The organism is Pseudomonas sp. BF-RE-25 (assembly GCF_019956105.1).
Lineage (GTDB): Bacteria > Pseudomonadota > Gammaproteobacteria > Pseudomonadales > Pseudomonadaceae > Aquipseudomonas > Aquipseudomonas migulae.
The window spans coordinates 93620-110817 of the sequence record NZ_JAHBDB010000006.1; the positions used below are offsets into that span (position 1 = coordinate 93620).

Annotated in this window: 17 protein-coding genes; 5 read left to right on the top strand and 12 right to left on the bottom strand. The window is 61.2% G+C overall.

The window, feature by feature from the left end:
* Nucleotides 1-52: 52 nt before the first annotated feature.
* On the top strand, nucleotides 53-439 hold the full coding sequence (locus KGB24_RS03490) for a putative zinc-binding protein (protein ID WP_223413834.1): 387 nt from the start codon (nucleotides 53-55) through the stop codon (nucleotides 437-439).
* Nucleotides 440-1541: 1102 nt separating this feature from the next.
* On the opposite strand, the gene KGB24_RS03495 is transcribed toward KGB24_RS03490, so the two are convergent.
* The 7 genes from KGB24_RS03495 to norR form a co-directional block, all read right to left on the bottom strand.
* On the bottom strand, nucleotides 1542-2012 hold the full coding sequence (locus KGB24_RS03495; protein WP_008044144.1) for an SCP2 domain-containing protein: 471 nt from the start codon (nucleotides 2010-2012) through the stop codon (nucleotides 1542-1544).
* Complete coding sequence (locus tag KGB24_RS03500; RefSeq protein ID WP_223413832.1) at nucleotides 2006-2896, bottom strand: U32 family peptidase; 891 nt, start codon at nucleotides 2894-2896, stop codon at nucleotides 2006-2008. Before KGB24_RS03500 ends, KGB24_RS03495 begins: the two co-directional genes overlap by 7 nt.
* A gap of 11 nt (nucleotides 2897-2907) precedes the next feature.
* On the bottom strand, nucleotides 2908-3903 hold the full coding sequence (locus KGB24_RS03505; RefSeq protein ID WP_008034782.1) for a peptidase U32 family protein: 996 nt from the start codon (nucleotides 3901-3903) through the stop codon (nucleotides 2908-2910).
* A 78-nt stretch (nucleotides 3904-3981) separates the two neighbouring features.
* Nucleotides 3982-5217, bottom strand: coding sequence for a gephyrin-like molybdotransferase Glp (glp, locus tag KGB24_RS03510; RefSeq protein ID WP_223413830.1), 1236 nt, complete (start codon nucleotides 5215-5217; stop codon nucleotides 3982-3984).
* Nucleotides 5214-5768, bottom strand: a complete 555-nt coding sequence (gene moaB / locus KGB24_RS03515) for a molybdenum cofactor biosynthesis protein B (protein WP_008034780.1) — start codon at nucleotides 5766-5768, stop codon at nucleotides 5214-5216. The genes glp and moaB overlap by 4 nt, the downstream gene beginning before the upstream one ends.
* 1051 nt (nucleotides 5769-6819) lie before the next feature.
* Entirely contained in the window at nucleotides 6820-7467 is a 648-nt protein-coding gene (pdxH, locus tag KGB24_RS03520; RefSeq protein ID WP_223413828.1) for a pyridoxamine 5'-phosphate oxidase, read from the bottom strand.
* A 78-nt stretch (nucleotides 7468-7545) separates the two neighbouring features.
* Nucleotides 7546-9075 (bottom strand): nitric oxide reductase transcriptional regulator NorR, encoded by a 1530-nt coding sequence (gene norR, locus KGB24_RS03525; protein WP_008043455.1) that lies wholly within the window; start codon nucleotides 9073-9075, stop codon nucleotides 7546-7548.
* 155 nt (nucleotides 9076-9230) lie between these two features.
* Here norR and ytfE point away from each other — a divergent pair, with 155 nt between their 5' ends.
* Complete coding sequence (gene ytfE, locus KGB24_RS03530) at nucleotides 9231-9905, top strand: iron-sulfur cluster repair protein YtfE (protein ID WP_008029646.1); 675 nt, start codon at nucleotides 9231-9233, stop codon at nucleotides 9903-9905.
* Nucleotides 9906-10013: 108 nt separating this feature from the next.
* Here the strand turns inward: ytfE and KGB24_RS03535 are convergent, their stop codons facing one another.
* Nucleotides 10014-10451 carry a CopD family copper resistance protein gene (locus KGB24_RS03535; protein WP_008029649.1) on the bottom strand — a complete coding sequence of 146 codons (438 nt, stop codon included), beginning with the start codon at nucleotides 10449-10451 and terminating at the stop codon, nucleotides 10014-10016.
* 28 nt (nucleotides 10452-10479) lie between these two features.
* Entirely contained in the window at nucleotides 10480-11670 is a 1191-nt protein-coding gene (locus KGB24_RS03540; protein ID WP_223413826.1) for an NnrS family protein, read from the bottom strand.
* A gap of 175 nt (nucleotides 11671-11845) precedes the next feature.
* Between KGB24_RS03540 and KGB24_RS03545 the strand changes: the two genes are divergently transcribed.
* Genes KGB24_RS03545 through KGB24_RS03555 form a run of 3 tightly spaced genes read left to right on the top strand, consistent with a single transcriptional unit; the run spans nucleotide 11846 to nucleotide 13013 of the window.
* Nucleotides 11846-12097 (top strand): hypothetical protein, encoded by a 252-nt coding sequence (locus tag KGB24_RS03545; protein ID WP_223413825.1) that lies wholly within the window; start codon nucleotides 11846-11848, stop codon nucleotides 12095-12097.
* Between the two features lie 44 nt (nucleotides 12098-12141).
* Nucleotides 12142-12825, top strand: a complete 684-nt coding sequence (locus KGB24_RS03550) for a Crp/Fnr family transcriptional regulator (protein WP_008029654.1) — start codon at nucleotides 12142-12144, stop codon at nucleotides 12823-12825.
* Nucleotides 12826-12830: 5 nt separating this feature from the next.
* Nucleotides 12831-13013: a hypothetical protein gene (locus tag KGB24_RS03555; protein WP_008029656.1), complete on the top strand. Its 183-nt coding sequence runs from the start codon at nucleotides 12831-12833 to the stop codon at nucleotides 13011-13013.
* Nucleotides 13014-13149: 136 nt separating this feature from the next.
* Here the strand turns inward: KGB24_RS03555 and KGB24_RS03560 are convergent, their stop codons facing one another.
* From KGB24_RS03560 to KGB24_RS03570, 3 genes are all read right to left on the bottom strand, one after another.
* Nucleotides 13150-14991, bottom strand: coding sequence for a nitric oxide reductase activation protein NorD (locus KGB24_RS03560; RefSeq protein WP_008029658.1), 1842 nt, complete (start codon nucleotides 14989-14991; stop codon nucleotides 13150-13152).
* Nucleotides 14992-15069: 78 nt separating this feature from the next.
* Complete coding sequence (locus KGB24_RS03565) at nucleotides 15070-16497, bottom strand: cbb3-type cytochrome c oxidase subunit I (protein WP_008029660.1); 1428 nt, start codon at nucleotides 16495-16497, stop codon at nucleotides 15070-15072.
* A gap of 3 nt (nucleotides 16498-16500) precedes the next feature.
* Entirely contained in the window at nucleotides 16501-16941 is a 441-nt protein-coding gene (locus tag KGB24_RS03570) for a c-type cytochrome (protein WP_008029662.1), read from the bottom strand.
* Between the last annotated feature and the right edge of the window lie 257 nt (nucleotides 16942-17198).

Sequence of the window (17198 nt, forward strand, 5' to 3'; positions counted from 1 at the left end):
CGCAATGCCCCGTGCCTTGCACACTTGAACACCCCATCAACGGAGAGCATCAATGCCCCCTTCGACTTTGCCTCTGGTCTATGCCTGTTCCGGTTGTTCCAATGTTGCGCAACTGGCCAACACATTGGCTGTGCGCCTGGATCGCAGTGGCGTTGCTGAAATGTCCTGCATCGCCGGTGTCGGCGGGCATGTGGCCGCGCTGGTCAACAAGGCGCGGTCGGGGCGGCGGATTTTTGCGCTGGATGGTTGCCCGCTGCAATGTGTCGAGAACTGTCTGAAGCAGCATGGATTGCATGCGGATGTGCATTTGATTCTGAGTCATTACGGGTTGCGTAAACGTTATGGCGAGGATTGCACCGAGGCGCAGAGCGATGAGTTGTTTGAGGGGATCAGGGGGTTGATTGTCAGTGATACCCGGCAGCATGAAAGCCGGGCTTGAGGGCAGCGAACATTCCCTGTAGGAGCCGGCTTGCCGGCGATGGCTGTGTTTCGGCTGACGAGTTTTTTGATGGGGTACATATCCATTGCTGCGGTAACGGCCGCTATTGGTTTCGCCCTTACGGCGAGTCACTTGGAACAGCCCCAAGTAACCAAGGGCTCTTGCCCCTTTCGTTCGGTGCCTCGCTAAGGCTCGGCATGCCCTCGCTCCGGTCCTGCTCCGTGGGCCCGCCGCCATCGGCCATCCATGGCCGGGGGCGGCTAACCCGGCATCCATGCCGGGTTGCCCACTACGCAGAACCTCCACTCGGCCTCTCGAGGGGGCGTGTACCTCAAGATCAAAAGCTGAAGGCGAGCTGACGCTCGGCCTGATGAGTGGTGAAAATCAAAAGCGTACGTGCCCCCTGTAGGAGCCGGCTTGCCGGCGAAAAACGCCCGGACAACGCGTTTATTCAGACAGCCCGCGTTATCGTTAGCGTCCATCGCCGGCAAGCCGGCCCCTACAGGGAATGTGTACGCCTGACATCTCAGATCAACCACAAAGCCCCTGCAGCATCGTCATGCGAATCCGATACGCGGGCATGACACCGATCAACTGTAGGAGCCGGCTTGCCGGCGAAAATTGTCTGGGCAACGCGTTCATTTAGACAGCCCGCGTCATCGTTGACGTCCATCGCCAGCAAGCCGGCTCCTACAGGGGAATGCGTACGATCATAGAGACAGGTCGGCTGGCAGGCCGCCTCGCTTTGGCTTTTGATTTTGATTTTGATTTTGATCTGCCCCGTCGGAAGGCCGAGTGGAGGTTCTGCGCAGTGGGCAACCCGGCATGGATGCCGGGTTAGCCGCGCACGGCCAGGGATGGCCGATCGCGGCGGGCCCACGGAGCAGGACCGGAGCGAGGGTACCCTGAGCCTAGGCGAAGGGCCGTACGTCAGGGGCAAAGCCTTTTGGTTCCTTTTCGGCGTTTGGAAAAGGGACTCGCCGTAAGGGCGAAACCATAAGCCGTCGTTACCGAAGGAATGGATATGTACACCTGAAAAAATTCGGCGCCTGACATAAAGCCATCGTCGGAACGCCGCCCGCAGCAAGCCGGCTCCTACAGGTCACCCCGCCGCCAGCCCCTTCCCCGCCCGCTCCAGATTCCGCCACAACCAGACCGGCAACACATCAGGATCAAGACTGTCGATCAAATTCTTCAACGCCAACCCCAACTCAGTATCACCCTCAATCACCAGACGCCGACGAAAAAACAGCGTATCAGGATCCTCCTGACGACTGGCCAACAGTAAAAACTCACGCCAGTTCCCGCTGATGGTCACAGCCGCCGTAGCATGCTCGGCAATCCGCAACCCCTGACGACTGAGCGTCAAGTACCAGGACAACCCCAGATCCGGAATCCGCAAACACAACCAACGCCCGCGCAACACCTCAAACTCGCCATCACGCAACGGCTCGGCGAGGCAACGATTGAGCGCCTGCTGCAACGCCAGGCGCTGCACGGCAAACGGCACCCGACGCACCAGCGGCAACAACCGGTCGGCACCTTTGAGCAGCCACTTTTTTCGGTTCAGCACAGGCCAACCTCCTCGACGCGCAACATGCCGGCCTGGCCATGCCAGTAGCCATTGCACCCTTCGACAAACAGCGGCGGCATCTCGCCCGAACGAACCCGCTGATAACTGTCAATCACCTCAGCCATGCCCTGCGCACGTGGGCTCAGGCGCAACAGATCGGCGCCGCAGTCCACCAGCCCGGAATAATCGGCGAGCAAATTGGTGACTTCGGCCGACATGGTCTGAATACCGTTGAGGGTAAACAGCGCCTGCCCTTCCTGGCTGGTCAGCGCCATGCCGTCGGGGTAGTTGATGCAGCAAAACTGGCAGTCGTCCTTGGGCCGGTTTTCCGCGCGGGCAGTGAAACAGCGGGCGGAATAGGCCAGGGGCAAATGCCCATAGGCAAAAATTTCAACTTCCGGCACCGCACGCCCAAGTTCACGGACCTGCCCGATCACATCGCGGATCAGCGCCGCCGAACACTCCACGGGCGGCACCCAGCGCGTCATTCCGCAGTCGAGCAGTTGCGCCAGCGAGTGGCCGTTGTACAGGTTGAGGGCCGGGCCACCCACGAACGGCAACTGGCGCTCGGCGAGGAACTGCACCGCGCCCATGTCATTGGCCTCCACCAACAGTTGGCCGTTGTCACACAGGCGGCGCAGGCTGGAAAGTTCCGACGCTGCTTCGATCAGCGTCAAACTGGAGATCACCAACTGCGCCCGGCTGCACTCCTGTAACTCACGCCCCAGTCCCAACCACTGATCCAGTGAAAAGGCCCGGCGTTTCGAGCACACGGTTTCCCCCAGGTAAATCACGTCCAGGGGCATGGCCGACATCTCGGCGTAAAAGTTGCTGAGTTGCTCCTTGTCCCAATAAAACAGGACCGGTCCCAGGCTGAGCTTCATGTCGCGTCCCCTCATTGCCATGATCGATGATAAGCACCCAGGGTGGTCTGGCTGCCCTCGGACAAACCGGCCAGCACCTGACGCCATTCTTCCTTGACCCGAAAAGCGCCCGGCGCGCCGCGATGGGCATCCAGCGCGGCGCGCCAGACCCGGGTGACTTGCTCGACATAAGCCGGGCTGCGTTGACGGCCTTCGATTTTCACGGCTTCGACGCCGATGGCCGTCAGCTCCGGCAGCAGGTCCAGGGTGTCGAGGCTGGTAGGTTCTTCCAGGGCATGAAAGCGTTTGCCGTCGACCAGGAAACGGCCTTTGCACAAGGTCGGGTAACCGGCCGGTTCGTCGGGGGTGTAGCGGTCGATCAGGACTTCACTGAGCCGCGCGCTCAACCCTTCGGCATCCTCGCTCCAGCGCACCGCCTTGGCCGGCGAACAGACGCCGCACAGGTTCGGTGACTCGCCGGTGATGTAGGACGACAGGTGGCAACGCCCTTCGGCCATGATGCACAGGCTGCCGAAGCCGAAGACTTCAATGGGCACCGGACTGCTGGCGGCCACCTGGCGCACCTGCGCCAACGACAACACCCGTGGCAGCACGGCGCGCCGAATATCGTAGCGCTGCGCGTAAAACGCCAGCGCGGCGGCGTGGGTCGCCGAGCCCTGGACTGAGAGGTGCAACGCCAGTTGCGGATGGCGCTGGCTGGCATAGTTGAGCACCCCGGGGTCGGCGGCGATCAGCGCATCCACACCGAAATCGGCAGCACGGTCCACCGCCCGCTGCCAGCGCTCCCAGCCCTTGGGTTGCGGGTAGGTGTTGACGGCGACATAGAGTTTGCGTTGATGCTGACGGATGTGGGCGACGGCGGCGTCGAACTGTTTATCGTCCATGTTCAGCCCCGCGAAATGCCGGGCGTTGGTGTCATCGCGAAAGCCGACATACACGGCATCGGCGCCTTGGCGCACCGCCGCTTTGAGCGCAGGCAGGTTCCCTGCCGGGCAGACCAGTTGCATGGGTAATCCTCATGAAAAAAGCGGCGCTGCCAGTCTAGCCAGACCGGCAGGCACTGCCTTGACGGCAATCAATTGCCCTCACTGCATCAGGTCGGCAAAGGACAGGAACATCACGTTGTCGTGCTTGAGCACTTGCTGCTCGCAGTCGATCACTGCCAGCCCGTCAGCCCAGCACGCGGCCGTCAGCATCGCCGAGCTTTGCTGAGGGTGCAGTTCCACGCTCAACTGGCCGCCAGCGCCGGGCGTCAACCTGGCTCGCAGGTATTGCCGACGCTTGTTGCGTTGCAACCACTCGAACCCGGCGGGCACGGCCAGTGGCCGTGGCATCACGTCCGTCATACCCTGGGCCCGGAGCAAGAACGGTCGCACCACCACCAACGCGGTAATCAATGCCGCCGAAGGATTGCCGGGCACGCCGATCCACGGTTTGCCCGCCACTTCGCCAAAGGCCAGCGGTTTTCCCGGCTGCATGGCGATGCGCCAGAAATCGACGCTGCCCAGTTCCTCGATGGCGTGCTTGAGATGATCCTCCTCGCCGACCGAAACGCCGCCGCTGCTCAGCAACAGGTCGCATTCCGACGACGCCAGGCTCAAGGCGTGCCGACTGGCCGCCAGCTCATCGGCCATCACGCCGTAGTCATGCACCTCCACGCCCCATCCACGCAACAGCTCCGCCAGGCAGTAGCGATTGCTGTTGTAGATCTGTCCCGGCGCCAAGGGATCGCCCGGCTCGCGCAGTTCATTGCCGCTGCTGAGCAAACACACCTGCAACGGTCGATAGACTTCGATCCGCGCAATTCCGGCGCCGGCCAGCAATCCGATTTCCTGTGCGCGCAGGCGCTTTCCCGCCTTGAGCAGCAGGTGCCCGCGACGAACTTCTTCACCCTCTTTGCGGACGTGATCGCCAACGCTTGCGGGTGGCAACCAGACTCGCTCGCCGTCGATACGGCAACGCTCTTGCGGCACGACGGTGTCGGCGCCCGGAGGCAAGGGTGCACCGGTAAAAATCTGCACCGCTTGTTGCGCGAGCAACGGTACGCACGCCTGATCCCCCGCCGCAATTCGCCCGCCGATCAACAGCCAGCCACCCTCCTCGGGCAGGTCGACGGCCCTGAGGGCGTAACCGTCCATGGCGCTGTTGTCCCAGGCCGGCAGGTTCACCGGGGAATGAATATCCGCTGCCAGCACGCGCCCCATCGCTTGATCCAGGCGGATCATTTGCACCAGGGGCGGCGGCGGTGCCTGATCGAGCAGGCGGCTGATGGCCTCGTCCACCGGCATCAGGTTGCCGAGGTCGCACACCCGGCCGGTCATGAGCGTGTCTCGCAGGCATCAATGTTGCGTTGAGCCTGAGGTTTCAAATGCGGGGCGAAATTGCAGGGGCCGGTGCGACTGTCCAGTTGTTCTAGCAGGATCTTGTTCCAGGCCGTCCGGCAGGCACCCGGCGAACCGGGTACGCAGCACACCAGCACGCCGTTGCTCATGCCGGCCAGTGCCCGGGATTGCAGGCTGGACATGCCGATTTCCTCCAGGGATACCTGACGGAACAATTCGCCGAAACCTTCCACGTGTTTGTCCAGCAGCGGCAGGACAGCTTGCGGCGTGTTGTCGCGAGCGGTGAAACCGGTGCCGCCGGTCATCAGCACAACTTGTACTTCGGGGTCGGCGATCCACCGGGAAACAGTGGCGCGGATCTGATAGATATCGTCCTTGACCAGATCACGATCGATCAACACATGCCCGGCGGTTTGCAGCAAATCGGTCAGGGTCTGTCCCGAGGTGTCGGTGTCGAAGGTGCGTGTATCGCTGATGGTCAGCACGGCAATGTTCAGGGGTTCAAATGTGCGTTGCGCCAGATGGGCCATGTCCAGGTTTTCCCGTAGATGAGGGTATGGGCCCAAGCCTGAACCGGAATCCTTGATGAGCCTATTCCTCCAAGGAGGTACCTCTCGGGCGCATGGATTTCTGGCTGATGGGGGGATGGGTTTGTTGGGGTGTATATCCGTTGCTGCGGTGATGGCGGCTATTGGTTTCGCCCTTACGGCGAGTCACTTGGAAAAGCCCCAAGTAACCAAGGGCTCTTGCCCCTTTCGTTCGGTGCCTCGCTGTGGCTCGGCATGCCCTCGCTCCGGTCCTGCTCCGTGGGCCCGCCGCCATCGGCCATCCCTGGCCGGGGGCGGCTAACCCGGCATCCATGCCGGGTTGCCCACTGCGCAGAACCTGCGCTCGGCCTCTCGAGGGGGCGTGCACCTCAAGATCAAAAGCTGAAGGCGAGCTAACGCTCGGCCTGATGAGTGGTGAAAATCAAAAGCAAACGCGATTCCCTGTAGGAGCGAGGCTTGCCCGCGAAAAACGACCGGACAACACGTTCATTCACACAGCCCGCGTTATCGTTGACGTCCATCGCTGGCAAGCCAGCTCCTACAATTTTGACCGTGTGAACCCAATCCCGTGTAGGAGCCGGCTTGCTGGCGATAGCGGTGTGTCAGTCGACACATTTATTGACTGGACGGACGCCATCGCCAGCAAGCCGGCTCCTACAGGGGATTGGTGTACATGTCCGGAATGAGTGAACGCAGCAAAGAGCCAGGTCGGCTTTCAGGCCGCCTCGGCGGCTGTGGCGGTAGTCGCACCCTCGAGAGGCCGAGCGCAGGTTCTGCGCAGTGGGCAACCCGGCATGGATGCCGGGTTAGCCGCCCCCGGCCATGGATGGCCGATGGCGGCGGGCCCACGGAGCAGGACCGGAGCGAGGGCATGCCGAGCCACAGCGAGGCACCGAACGAAAGGGGCAAGAGCGCTTTGGTTACTTTCGCGCTTTTCGAAAGTGACTCGCCGTAAGGGCGAAACCAATAGCCGCCATCACCGAAAAAACGGATATACACACCAACAAAGCCACCCCACCATTTCCCATCGGGCTCAAGGCGCCAAACGGCTCCGTTTCCAGACACCGTCATGCAAGCGATAGTCAATACGGTCATGCAACCGGTCAGCACGTCCCTGCCAAAACTCCAGACGCTCAGGATGCAGACAATAGCCGCCCCATTGCTCAGGTCGCGACACAGTCTGCCCGACGAAGCGTTTGATCGTGTCAGCCAACAGCAATTCAAGCGCTGCCCTACTCGCCAGCGGACGGCTTTGCGGTGAAGCCCAGGCGCCGAGACGACTGGCCATGGACCGGGAATCAAAGTACTCATCCGACAGCGCCGGATCCAGCCTCGAGACGCGACCTTCAATACGCACCTGCCGCTCCAGCCCCGGCCAGAAAAACGTCATGGCGGCATAAGGATTGGCGGCCAGTTGCTGCCCCTTGTCACTCTGGTAATGACCGAAGAACGTAAACCCTTCCTCGCTCAAGCCCTTGAGCAACAGGACACGACAGTGCGGCCGCCCATCGCTGTCGACCGTCGCCAGCATCATGCTATTGGCTTCGACAGGCGCGCTCTCGGTGTCGCGGGCCAGTTGCAGCCATTGGCGAAACATCACCAAAGGGTCATCCAGCGCATGCTCGTCCTGCAAGCCATACAAGGTGTAGTTGCGGCGCATTTGGGCCAGGGAAAGCGGCATGACAGTGATCTCCGGAAGGTTTTGCTCAGTGTGCGAGGCACTGCGCCAACCGACCTTGACCGCCATCAACAGTGTCGATTACTTGAGCCGCAGACGCCGCGCCAGTTTGTGCAAATTGCTCGGATCGACTTCCAGAATCCGCGCCGCGCTGGCCCAGTTTTCCCCGGACAGGCTCAGGGCCTGGAGAATTTTCTTGCGTTGATAATCGTCGACGGCTTCACCCAGCGGCTGGAATGGCAGATCAGCCGGAGCGGCGTCGCAAGGCTCAGAAACAACCTGCGGTGCGTTCGGAGCACTGTCGAGATCAAGAATCTCGGGCTCCAGTGTCATGATCAACGCACGACTGCTGCCGCGACTGAGCTGCTTCAAGGCGGCACGACTGATCACATGCTCGAGCTCGCGCACGTTGCCCGGCCAGGTATACGCCAGCAGCGCGCGTTCCGCCGCCGGCGACAGACGCAAGCCACGCAGGCCGAGCCGCGCCCGATTAAGCTCAAGAAAATGCCCGGCCAGCATCAACACGTCATTGCCGCGTTCGCGCAACGAAGGGATCGGCACCGGGTACACCGAGAGACGGTGATACAGATCAGCCCGAAACAGGCCATCGCGGATGCTGTCCGGCAAGTGCCGATTGGTGGCGGCGATGATGCGCACATCGACATGCAGCGGCTTGTCCGCGCCCAGGCGCTGGATCTCGCCGTTCTGCAAGGTGCGCAGCAATTTCGCTTGCACACTCAATGGCAACTCACCGACTTCATCGAGAAACAGCGTGCCACCGTTGGCCGCATCGAAGCGCCCGGCACGGTCACCCGTGGCACCGGAGAATGCGCCTTTGACGTGTCCGAACAATTCACTCTCCGCCAACGACTCGGGCAAGGCCGCGCAGTTGACCTGAATCAGCGGCTTGTGGCTGCGCCGCGACAGACGATGCAAGCGCCGGGCGAACAGCTCTTTGCCAACGCCGGTCTCGCCCAGCAGCAACACCGGCAGATCGGAGTCGGCCAACACGTCCAGCTCATTGAGTAGCTGATGCAACACCTCACTCTGCCCGAGGATCTCGCCCTCCTCGACCGGCATTCGCAAATCCTGAGGATCGCTGCGGGACAGGCGCAAGCTGCGGTTTTCCTGTTCCAGGCGAGTGACCCGCACGGCTGCTTCGATCTGCAAGGTGCAGCGCTTGAGTTCCTCCCGTGCTCGGCTGTCGAAGGTTCCGGCGTGCAGCGCATCGAGGGTGATCGCGCCCCAGATCCGGCCTTCGACATACAGGCTCACGCCCATGCAGTCGTGCACCGGCAGTGGTTCGCCGATGTGGTTGTCGAGCAATCCGTCGTAAGGATCCGGCAGGCGACTGTCGGGCTCGAACCAGACAGGTTCGCGCGACGCCATGATCGCCGCCAGCCGAGGATGCTGGGCGATGACGAAGCGGCGTCCCAACGCTTCATGCACCAGCCCCACCGTCGCCACGGGCCTGAGGCTGTCGTCATCCAGACGCAACAAACCCACCGCGCCACTGTTGAAGTATTGGCGCAGGGTCTGGACCAGTCGTTGCAACCGCACGGCATTGGGCAACTCGACAATCAGGTCGGCCGCCAGGCTTTCACGCAGCATGGTTTTAATTACCCTCTATGGTGGGATTCACCCTAATGCGTCAGGGTGCGCATCACCACAACTAAAAATAAATTCATATTTATCAATCAGTTAAATATGGCACGCCGGATGCAACAAGCCAGGAGAACCGTTGAAACCCAAGCAAGGAACCCCTGATGAGCCAGACCCTACTGGAACAAAGCCTCGGCCAACTGGCCTGCGACATTCCCGGCGCCACCCGAATCTTTCACAACTTCAAACTGGACTTCTGTTGCGGCGGGCATAAAAGCCTGCGGGAAGCGGCCCTTGGCAAAGACCTCGATCCGCTGCTGATTGCCGATGCCCTGGAAACCCTGCAAGACACCGGCGAAACCCAGCACGATTGGCGCACCGAGACGTCCGAGGCGTTGATTGCCCACCTCCTGACGCGCTACCACGCCCGCCACCGCGAGCAACTGCCGGAACTGATCCGCCTGGCCCGACGTGTCGAGCAAGTGCACGGTGCGCGCAGCACCTGTCCCAACGGCCTGGCCGATCTGCTGAGCGACATGCAGCAAGAACTCGAAGGCCACATGCTCAAGGAAGAACAAGTGCTCTTCCCGATGCTGCAACAGGGCATCGGCCCGCAGGCCGCACCGCCGATCCAGGTGTTGCGTTTCGAACATGATCAACATGGCGAAGCGCTGGAACAGATGCTCGCCCTGACCCACCACATCACCCCGCCGGCGGATGCCTGCAACACCTGGCGTGCACTCTATCGCGGGTTGCTGGAATTCAAGGACGACCTGATGCAACACATTCACCTGGAAAACAACGTGCTGTTCATCAACGCCCTGAACCCACACCACTGATCACACTTTTCGCGAGCAGGCTCGCTCCCACAGGGATCAACATTCCCCTGTGGGAGCGGGCTTGCTCGCGAATGGCGTCACCTCAGAACTACCGGCTTTACAGCGCCATCAGCCGTGCCAATAGAACATCGCCTTGGCCAGGATCACGATCAACACCATGTGCCCGAGAATGCTGCGGCGAATCCAGGTCGCACGGGTCGTGGACAGCCGCGCGCTTTTCAGCCAATACGCCAGCAGCAGGTAATGGCCGATGATGCTCAGGGCCAGGATGATTTTCAGGCTCAGCAAAGTGCCAAAACTGCTGGCCAGCGGCTGGCTCAAAACACCACGGTGTTGCCAGGCGAGCGCGATGCCGGCGCCATACAACAGCAACACCACACCGTGCAGCACCTTGCGCGAGCGCACGGCAATCGCCTGATCCGCCGTCGCTCGCGCCGCTTCTGCCAGCGGCTGGCGGGCGCGGTGCCAGATCACCACTTCGAAAAACAGCGTGCCGATGAAGGCGATGGCTGCCAGCAAATGCGTAATCAACAAAAAGGGATACATCATCGCCCGCCTCCATTCTTTGGCCTGCTCATCCCGGATGACCGTCGACCCGGGCCCGCAGCAGCATCGGCCCATAACGCCAGGCGTACAGCGCAAACGCCAGCGTCCAGCACAGACCGGCCAGCCACAGCGCCGGCAAAGGGAAAAACACAATCAACACGACCCGACTCAGACACGCCAGGTTGAGCAAAATGAACGCCAAGGTCATGCCCGACGGTGGCTCCAGCGCACGGCCGGTATGCCCGAGCGTTACCCGCGCGATCATCGCCAGCACCAGACCACCCATGGCGCCGATTGTCAGGCAATGCACTGCCAGGCTCGGGTTCAGCGGCACGCCGAAATGCCACAGCGCCATGCCGAGACAGGCCACCGCCAGCCAGCCGTAAGCCAGGTGCAGCGACCACAACAACGGCACGCGCCACAGGCCGCGATCTTGCCAGCGCACCAGGCGCACCAGATGCCCAGCCCCCAGCACCGCGAACAACAAACCTACCCAGACATTGGCGTTGAGCGCAGGGCCGACGGCATACAGCAACGCCACCAGTGGCGAGCCAATCAGCAGCAGCCAATCCAGCCATGGCCAAGGGGCAACAGCGTCAACCCGGCCGAGGCCGCGCTGGGTGAAGAATGGAATCACGCGGCCGCCGATCAACCCCATCATGGCCGCCACCAGCCAGATGCCGGTCAGCACGCCCTGACGCTGCCAGCCCTCATGACCTGCGACCAGCCCCGACACGGACAACCCGTCAGCCCCGGCCAGCAACAGCAGGACCACCACAATCGGGTAGTTACGCTTTTGCCGCACCTTCCACAACGTGAAGCCCATCAACGCCGCCACCGCCAGCGGGAACGCCATTTCCAGCACCACCAGCAGCGGCCACGGGGCATTGACCAGCCACGCCACGCGCGCCGCCAACCACAGCAGCGCCAGCGCGGCCAACGGTTTGCCGCTGAGGCCGGGGCGACCGGTCCAGGTCTGTACGGCCGTCAGCAGGAAGCCAGCAATAATCGCCAGCCCGAACCCGAACAGCAATTCATGTCGATGCCAGCTCAGCCAACCACCGGCCGGCTGCCACGCGGACAACGAACCGCTGAAGGCCGCCAGCCAAAGCGGGATGACCAGCACGGCCAACAGGCCGCCCGCGAGGAAGAACGGCCGAAAGGCCAGACGTAACAGCGGCGCGATGGCCATCGCTTTACGGCGGTCAAGCACTTGCATAAAGCCACTCCTCTACCTTGTTGCTGACCTGGCGCCAACCTGCGCGCGAGGTAATTCCGGGTGCAATCATCGGGTATTGCCGAGCAATTGCCTTTGTCGCAGATCAAGTGTGCAAGGGCCGTGCCCCCGCTCCAGATCAACGGCTGGCGGCACTTCCTAGCTGTAACGGTAGCTGATGCAGGGTAAAAATGACCATTTAATGGTTGTTTTTACCCTGATTGCATGGGTCTTTTTTACCCTGACCGTCTACAGCCCCAATAAACAAAGGCCTTCAGGCATGGCCCGCGTCTTGCTCAAGCCTCGGGAACTCAAAGCAAACTCGATCCCGGGAGTCCTCATGAAAAAAGTCGTCCAGCCACTGGCCTGGTTTGTGGTGTTGACCTCCGTCCTGGCGGTAGCCAGCGGCATCTCCCTGGGCCTTGTCTGATTCTTGATCGCAAGCCACCTCCTCAACCTTCAGGATGAATTCCCATGGTGCTTCATCGCGTCCATCACCAGATTCTGCGCAGTCATCACTTGTTCGAGCCGTTGAATGAAGAACAGCTGGATGAATTGATGAGTACCAGCCAACTGCTGAGCATCGACAAAGGCGAGCCGTTGTTCCGTCAGGGCGAGCCGGCCGATTCGTTCTATTTCGTGATTGCCGGGGCGGTGAAGATCTACCGCCTGACACCCGACGGGCAGGAGAAAGTATTCGAGGTGCTCAGCGATCGGCAAACCTTCGCCGAAGCGATGATGCTGATGGACACCCCCAACTATGTGGCCTCGGCCGAAGCGGTCTGCCCTACCCAGCTCTACCGGTTATCCAACAGCACCTACATGCGTTTGCTGCAGAACAACAGCCGGCTGACCTTCGCACTGCTGGGCAAGCTCTGCGTTCGCCTGCACCAGCGGGTCAACGAAATCGAAACCCTGTCACTGAAAAACGCCACTCACCGGGTCGTGCGCTATCTGCTGACGCAACTGGTGCGCCAGCAAACCATCGACAGTCAATTCGAACTGCCGATGGCCAAGCAACTGATTGCCGGGCACCTGTCGATCCAGCCGGAAACGTTCTCGCGCATCATCCGCCGCCTGATCGATGAAAAAATCATTACCCAGGATGGCCGCCAGATCGCCATTCTTGATCGTCCACGCCTGGAACAGTTCGAGTGAGCGCCATGCCCGTCTGCCTGTATTGCCAGCACGCCAACCCCTCAAAAGAAACCGAATGCCGCCACTGCGGCATGCCCCTGCCGGCACTGGCCGAACGCGCCGGGGAGCGTCGGCAGCATCGGTTCATGTGGTTCTGCATCGGCCTCACGATCTTTTGCGTGGCGATGTTTTTCTGGCTGCCGCGTTGATGCTGCGCGACGCACTGTAGGAGCGAGCCTGCTCGCGATGGATCTGAGGACGACGCGTTGAATCAGGACGTACGCGTTATCGTTAACCTCCATCATCGGAACGCCGCCCGAGACAAGCTCGCTCCGACAGGAAGGGTCATGGCTGGGTCAACTGGCGATACAACTGCGGTAAGCGCAGAGGCAGTTGTTCGGGCTGGCGGATCAAGGTGTAGCCATTGGCGCCGAACATGTACGGCAAGTAGTCCCCGGCCTCGCGATCAATCGTGATACAGAACGGCGTCAATCCCTGGCGCCGCGCCTCCCGCACCGCCTCGCGGGTGTCTTCGACACCGTAGCGGCCCTCATACAAATCCAGATCATTCGGTTTGCCGTCGGTCAGCAACAGCAACAATTTGCTGCGTCGTTTGCTGGTGCCCAGCAGTTTGGTGGCCTGGCGAATGGCGGCGCCCATGCGTGTGTAATAACCCGGCTTGAGTCCCTGGATGCGACCTCGGGTGTTGTCGTCATAACGCTGGGTGAACGACTTGAGTTCTTGCATGCGCACTTGCTGGCGACGCAACGAGGAAAACCCGTACAGGGCAAAATCATCACCCAGCACCGACAGGGTTTCGCCGAACAGCAGCAGGCTGTCGCGAATAACGTCGATGACACGATGTTCATCGTTGAGATGGGCGTCGGTGGACATCGACACATCGGCCAGCAACAGGCACGCAAGGTCGCGGCGGGTCTGGCGTTGTTCCATGAACAAACCCCGTTCGGCGCACTCGCCATGCTCGCGTTCAACGTGAAAATCCAGCCAGGCCTGCATGTCCAGTTCAGAACCCTGGGGTTGCTGGCGTAACCACTGGCGGTCGTTGCGCAGGTGCTCAAACTGGCGGCGCAAACGTCGCGCCGAGGCCTTGAGCCGTGGCGGTAGCGGCTGCGCTTCACAGTCGCGCGGCACCATCATTTGCAGATTGACGAAGCTGTCCTGCATCCGTTGCTTGCGATAGTCCCACTCCGGCAACTTGATGCCCTCGCCCAAGGGAATATCGTCGACATCGGCCGGCGGCAGATCCAGGTGCAGCTTGAGGCCACCGCCCTTGCGCAGGCGGGTGCGCGACAGCGTCAGTTCGTCCAGGTCATCGGCAACCCGGGCGGCGTCCGGGTCTTCGCTGTCGTCCGACCAGCGATCCAGATCCACGTGTTCGGTCCAACTGAACAGGTTCTCCAGGCGCACCACCAACAGCCCGCCATCACGGGTGCTTTCATCGATCCGCGTGGCGCGTTTGCGTCCGCTTTTCTGTTCGCCGGGTGGCGTGGTCAACGACTCTTCGGATTCATCGCCCAGATCCGCTGCCTGCGCACTGGCGAAATTTTGCGGCGGGTACAACCACAATGGCAGCGGCCAGGCAGCGCGTTCGCTACGAGGAAAATGCTCGACACTGCCCGGCTCACGCAACGCCTGGCATAACGCCCGTTCCAGCGCGGCTTCGCTGCGGTTCAACGAGGCCGGATCCGGGCGTAATTGCAGATGCGCATCGACCAGGCGTTGATAGCGGACGCGCAACGCGGGGAAGCGCTGCAACAGCTGTTGCGTCCAGCGCTGATTGTCCCGACCCCAGTGACGCATCGGCCCGGCCTGCGCCGCCAGCAGCGCGAGCCAACGATAGAGTTCTTCGTTCAGAGCGACGTCAGGAAACACCGCCAGGCTCGACGGCAGCCGAAGATTCGCCGCGTCGCACCACGCCAACGGCACTTGTTTGCAGGTGCCGGCGATCTGCTGCAACACGTTGCGCCGCAGCAGCAGATCGCGGTCGCTGGCGGCTTCGACGCCGACACCGTTGGCACCGCCCATAGCACGAAACAACAGCGCCAGCGGGCGTTGCTGGCTGATCAGCTCAACGCGTGCCTCGGGGAAATCCGCACTGGCGCGCCGGGTGATGAAACGGTGCCAGACACTGCCGACCCACTCTTCCAGTTCAACGGTAAAGGCCATGGTAGTTGCCCTTTTTCCAAAGCAAAAAAACGGCCCGCTGTCTCAGCCGGGCCGACCTTTTCTAGCCGTTATGCAGGCTCATGACGGAACCACGGCAGCCGGGGCGCGCAAAGCGGCGCGGCCACGTTGCTTGAAGCTGAACAAGTAGCAGAGCAACCCGGCGAAGAACCCCACACCGGAACCCAGGCGGGCCCAGAACAGCACTTGCAAATGTTCGACCGTGGACATGAAGGGCAACGCGATTCCGTCGGCCTGCCAGCGTTGCAGGTAGACCTGCACGACACCGGCAGCGGTGAGGAACAATGTGATCATCACCATCGACAGGGTCATCAACCAGAAGCCCCAGATCTCCAGCGTCTGCGAGCGCTCGTCGCCGGCTTCACCCAAGCCGCGCAAGCGTGGCATGGCGTAGCTGATCAAGGTCATCACGATCATCGCGTAAGCGCCGTAGAAGGCCAGGTGACCGTGAGCCGCCGTCAGTTGCGAACCGTGGGTGTAGAAGTTGACCGGGGCCAACGTGTGCAGAAAACCCCAGACGCCCGCACCGAAGAACGCCGTAACGGTGGTGCCCTTGGCCCACAGTGTGGCCGCGCGATTCGGGTGTTGCCGACGACGGTTCTTCACCATGCTGAACGCGAAGATCACCATGGCCAGGAACGGCAGCGGTTCCATGGCGGAGAAGATCGAGCCGACCCACAACCAGACCTCGGGCGCACCGATCCAGAAGAAGTGGTGACCGGTGCCGATGATCCCGGTAATCAGCGCCATGGCGATGATCACGTACAGCCATTTCTCCACGACTTCCCGGTCTACCCCGGTGATCTTGATCAGCACGAAGGCGAGCATCGAACCCATGATCAATTCCCACACGCCTTCCACCCAAAGATGCACCACCCACCACCAGTAAAACTTGTCACGGGCGAGGTTGCCGGGGTTGTAGAAGGAGAACAGGAAGAACACCGCGAGCCCGATCAACCCGGTCATCATCACCATGCTGACGGTGGTCTTGCGACCTTTGAGCAGGGTCATGCCGATGTTGTAGAGGAAGCCCAGGCACACCACCACGATGCCCATCTTGGTGATGGTCGGCTGTTCGAGGAACTCCCGGCCCATGGTCGGCAGCAACTCGTTGTGGGTCAGCCTGGCCAGGCCCGCATAAGGCACCAGCAGGTAGCCCAGGATCGTCAGCACACCGGCGGCGGCGAACACCCAGAACAGGAGGATTGCCAGTTTCGGGCTGTGCAGCTCTCGGTCGGCTTCTTCCGGGATCAGGTAGTAAGCCGCGCCCATGAAGCCGAACAGCAGCCAGACAATCAACAGGTTGGTGTGCACCATCCGCGCCACGTTGAACGGAATGATCGGGAACAGAAAGTCGCCGATCACGTATTGCAGGCCCATGATCAAACCGAACAGCACCTGACCGAGGAACAGGATCAGGGCAAACACGAAGTACGGTTTGGCCACGGCTTGCGAGGCGAATTTCAGATGTGGATTGGCAATGCTCATTGCTCAGCCCTCCTTGTTTGGCGGCCAGCCATTGGTGTTGATGTTCGAGCTCCATTTGAGGAACTCGGCGATGTCATCCACCTCCTGGTCACTCAATTTGAACTGAGGCATCGCGCGCCGGCCCGGTACGCCCAGCGGCTGCATTTTCATCCAGGCATGCAGGAAAGGTTTGAAGCCCTGCTCCCCGCCGCGCCGCTGAAAGACGTTGCCCAGCTCAGGCGCAAAGTAGGCGCCCTCGCCCAGCAGCGTGTGGCAGCCGATGCAGTTGTTTTGCTCCCAGACTGTTTTGCCGCGAATCACTGATTCGGTTAATTGCGCTTCGTTACTGCGCACCGGGAAGGTCTGTTCCGTGTGGTAGGTCAAGGCCAGGAATACCAGGAAGAAGAAGATGCTTCCCCCGAAGTAGATGTTCCTGGCCATGCCTTTGGTGAAGGTCTCTGACATGGTCGCTTCCTCTTTGCTTGGCCCGTCCATGATAGGAAGCGAAGGGTTGAAACCTGCTTGATGGCGATCAAGAAACTCCGATGGTTTTGCTCGGGTATTACCGACACCACAGATCGAATGTGGGAGCGCTTTGTGTCAGGCGGTCGGTTTTTTTTGAGGGGGGGGGTACATATCCGTTTTTGTGGTGTTGGCGGCTATTGGTTTCGCCCTTACGGCGAGTCACTTTCGAAAAGCGCGAAAGTAACCAAAGCGCTCTT

Bases quoted from the DNA above. Each gene is read 5' to 3' on its own strand.
- KGB24_RS03560 (WP_008029658.1), bottom strand. From the start codon at position 14,991: ATGGCCTTTACCGTTGAACTGGAAGAGTGGGTCGGCAGTGTCTGGCAC.
- KGB24_RS03555 (WP_008029656.1), top strand. From the start codon at position 12,831: ATGCCCGTCTGCCTGTATTGCCAGCACGCCAACCCCTCAAAAGAAACC.
- KGB24_RS03570 (WP_008029662.1), bottom strand. From the start codon at position 16,941: ATGTCAGAGACCTTCACCAAAGGCATGGCCAGGAACATCTACTTCGGG.
- KGB24_RS03490 (WP_223413834.1), top strand. From the start codon at position 53: ATGCCCCCTTCGACTTTGCCTCTGGTCTATGCCTGTTCCGGTTGTTCC.
- ytfE (WP_008029646.1), top strand. From the start codon at position 9,231: ATGAGCCAGACCCTACTGGAACAAAGCCTCGGCCAACTGGCCTGCGAC.
- KGB24_RS03500 (WP_223413832.1), bottom strand. From the start codon at position 2,896: ATGAAGCTCAGCCTGGGACCGGTCCTGTTTTATTGGGACAAGGAGCAA.
- KGB24_RS03535 (WP_008029649.1), bottom strand. From the start codon at position 10,451: ATGTATCCCTTTTTGTTGATTACGCATTTGCTGGCAGCCATCGCCTTC.
- pdxH (WP_223413828.1), bottom strand. From the start codon at position 7,467: ATGCCGCTTTCCCTGGCCCAAATGCGCCGCAACTACACCTTGTATGGC.
- moaB (WP_008034780.1), bottom strand. From the start codon at position 5,768: ATGGCCCATCTGGCGCAACGCACATTTGAACCCCTGAACATTGCCGTG.
- KGB24_RS03550 (WP_008029654.1), top strand. From the start codon at position 12,142: ATGGTGCTTCATCGCGTCCATCACCAGATTCTGCGCAGTCATCACTTG.
- KGB24_RS03565 (WP_008029660.1), bottom strand. From the start codon at position 16,497: ATGAGCATTGCCAATCCACATCTGAAATTCGCCTCGCAAGCCGTGGCC.
- KGB24_RS03540 (WP_223413826.1), bottom strand. From the start codon at position 11,670: ATGCAAGTGCTTGACCGCCGTAAAGCGATGGCCATCGCGCCGCTGTTA.
- KGB24_RS03505 (WP_008034782.1), bottom strand. From the start codon at position 3,903: ATGCAACTGGTCTGCCCGGCAGGGAACCTGCCTGCGCTCAAAGCGGCG.
- glp (WP_223413830.1), bottom strand. From the start codon at position 5,217: ATGACCGGCCGGGTGTGCGACCTCGGCAACCTGATGCCGGTGGACGAG.
- norR (WP_008043455.1), bottom strand. From the start codon at position 9,075: ATGCTGCGTGAAAGCCTGGCGGCCGACCTGATTGTCGAGTTGCCCAAT.
- KGB24_RS03545 (WP_223413825.1), top strand. From the start codon at position 11,846: ATGCAGGGTAAAAATGACCATTTAATGGTTGTTTTTACCCTGATTGCA.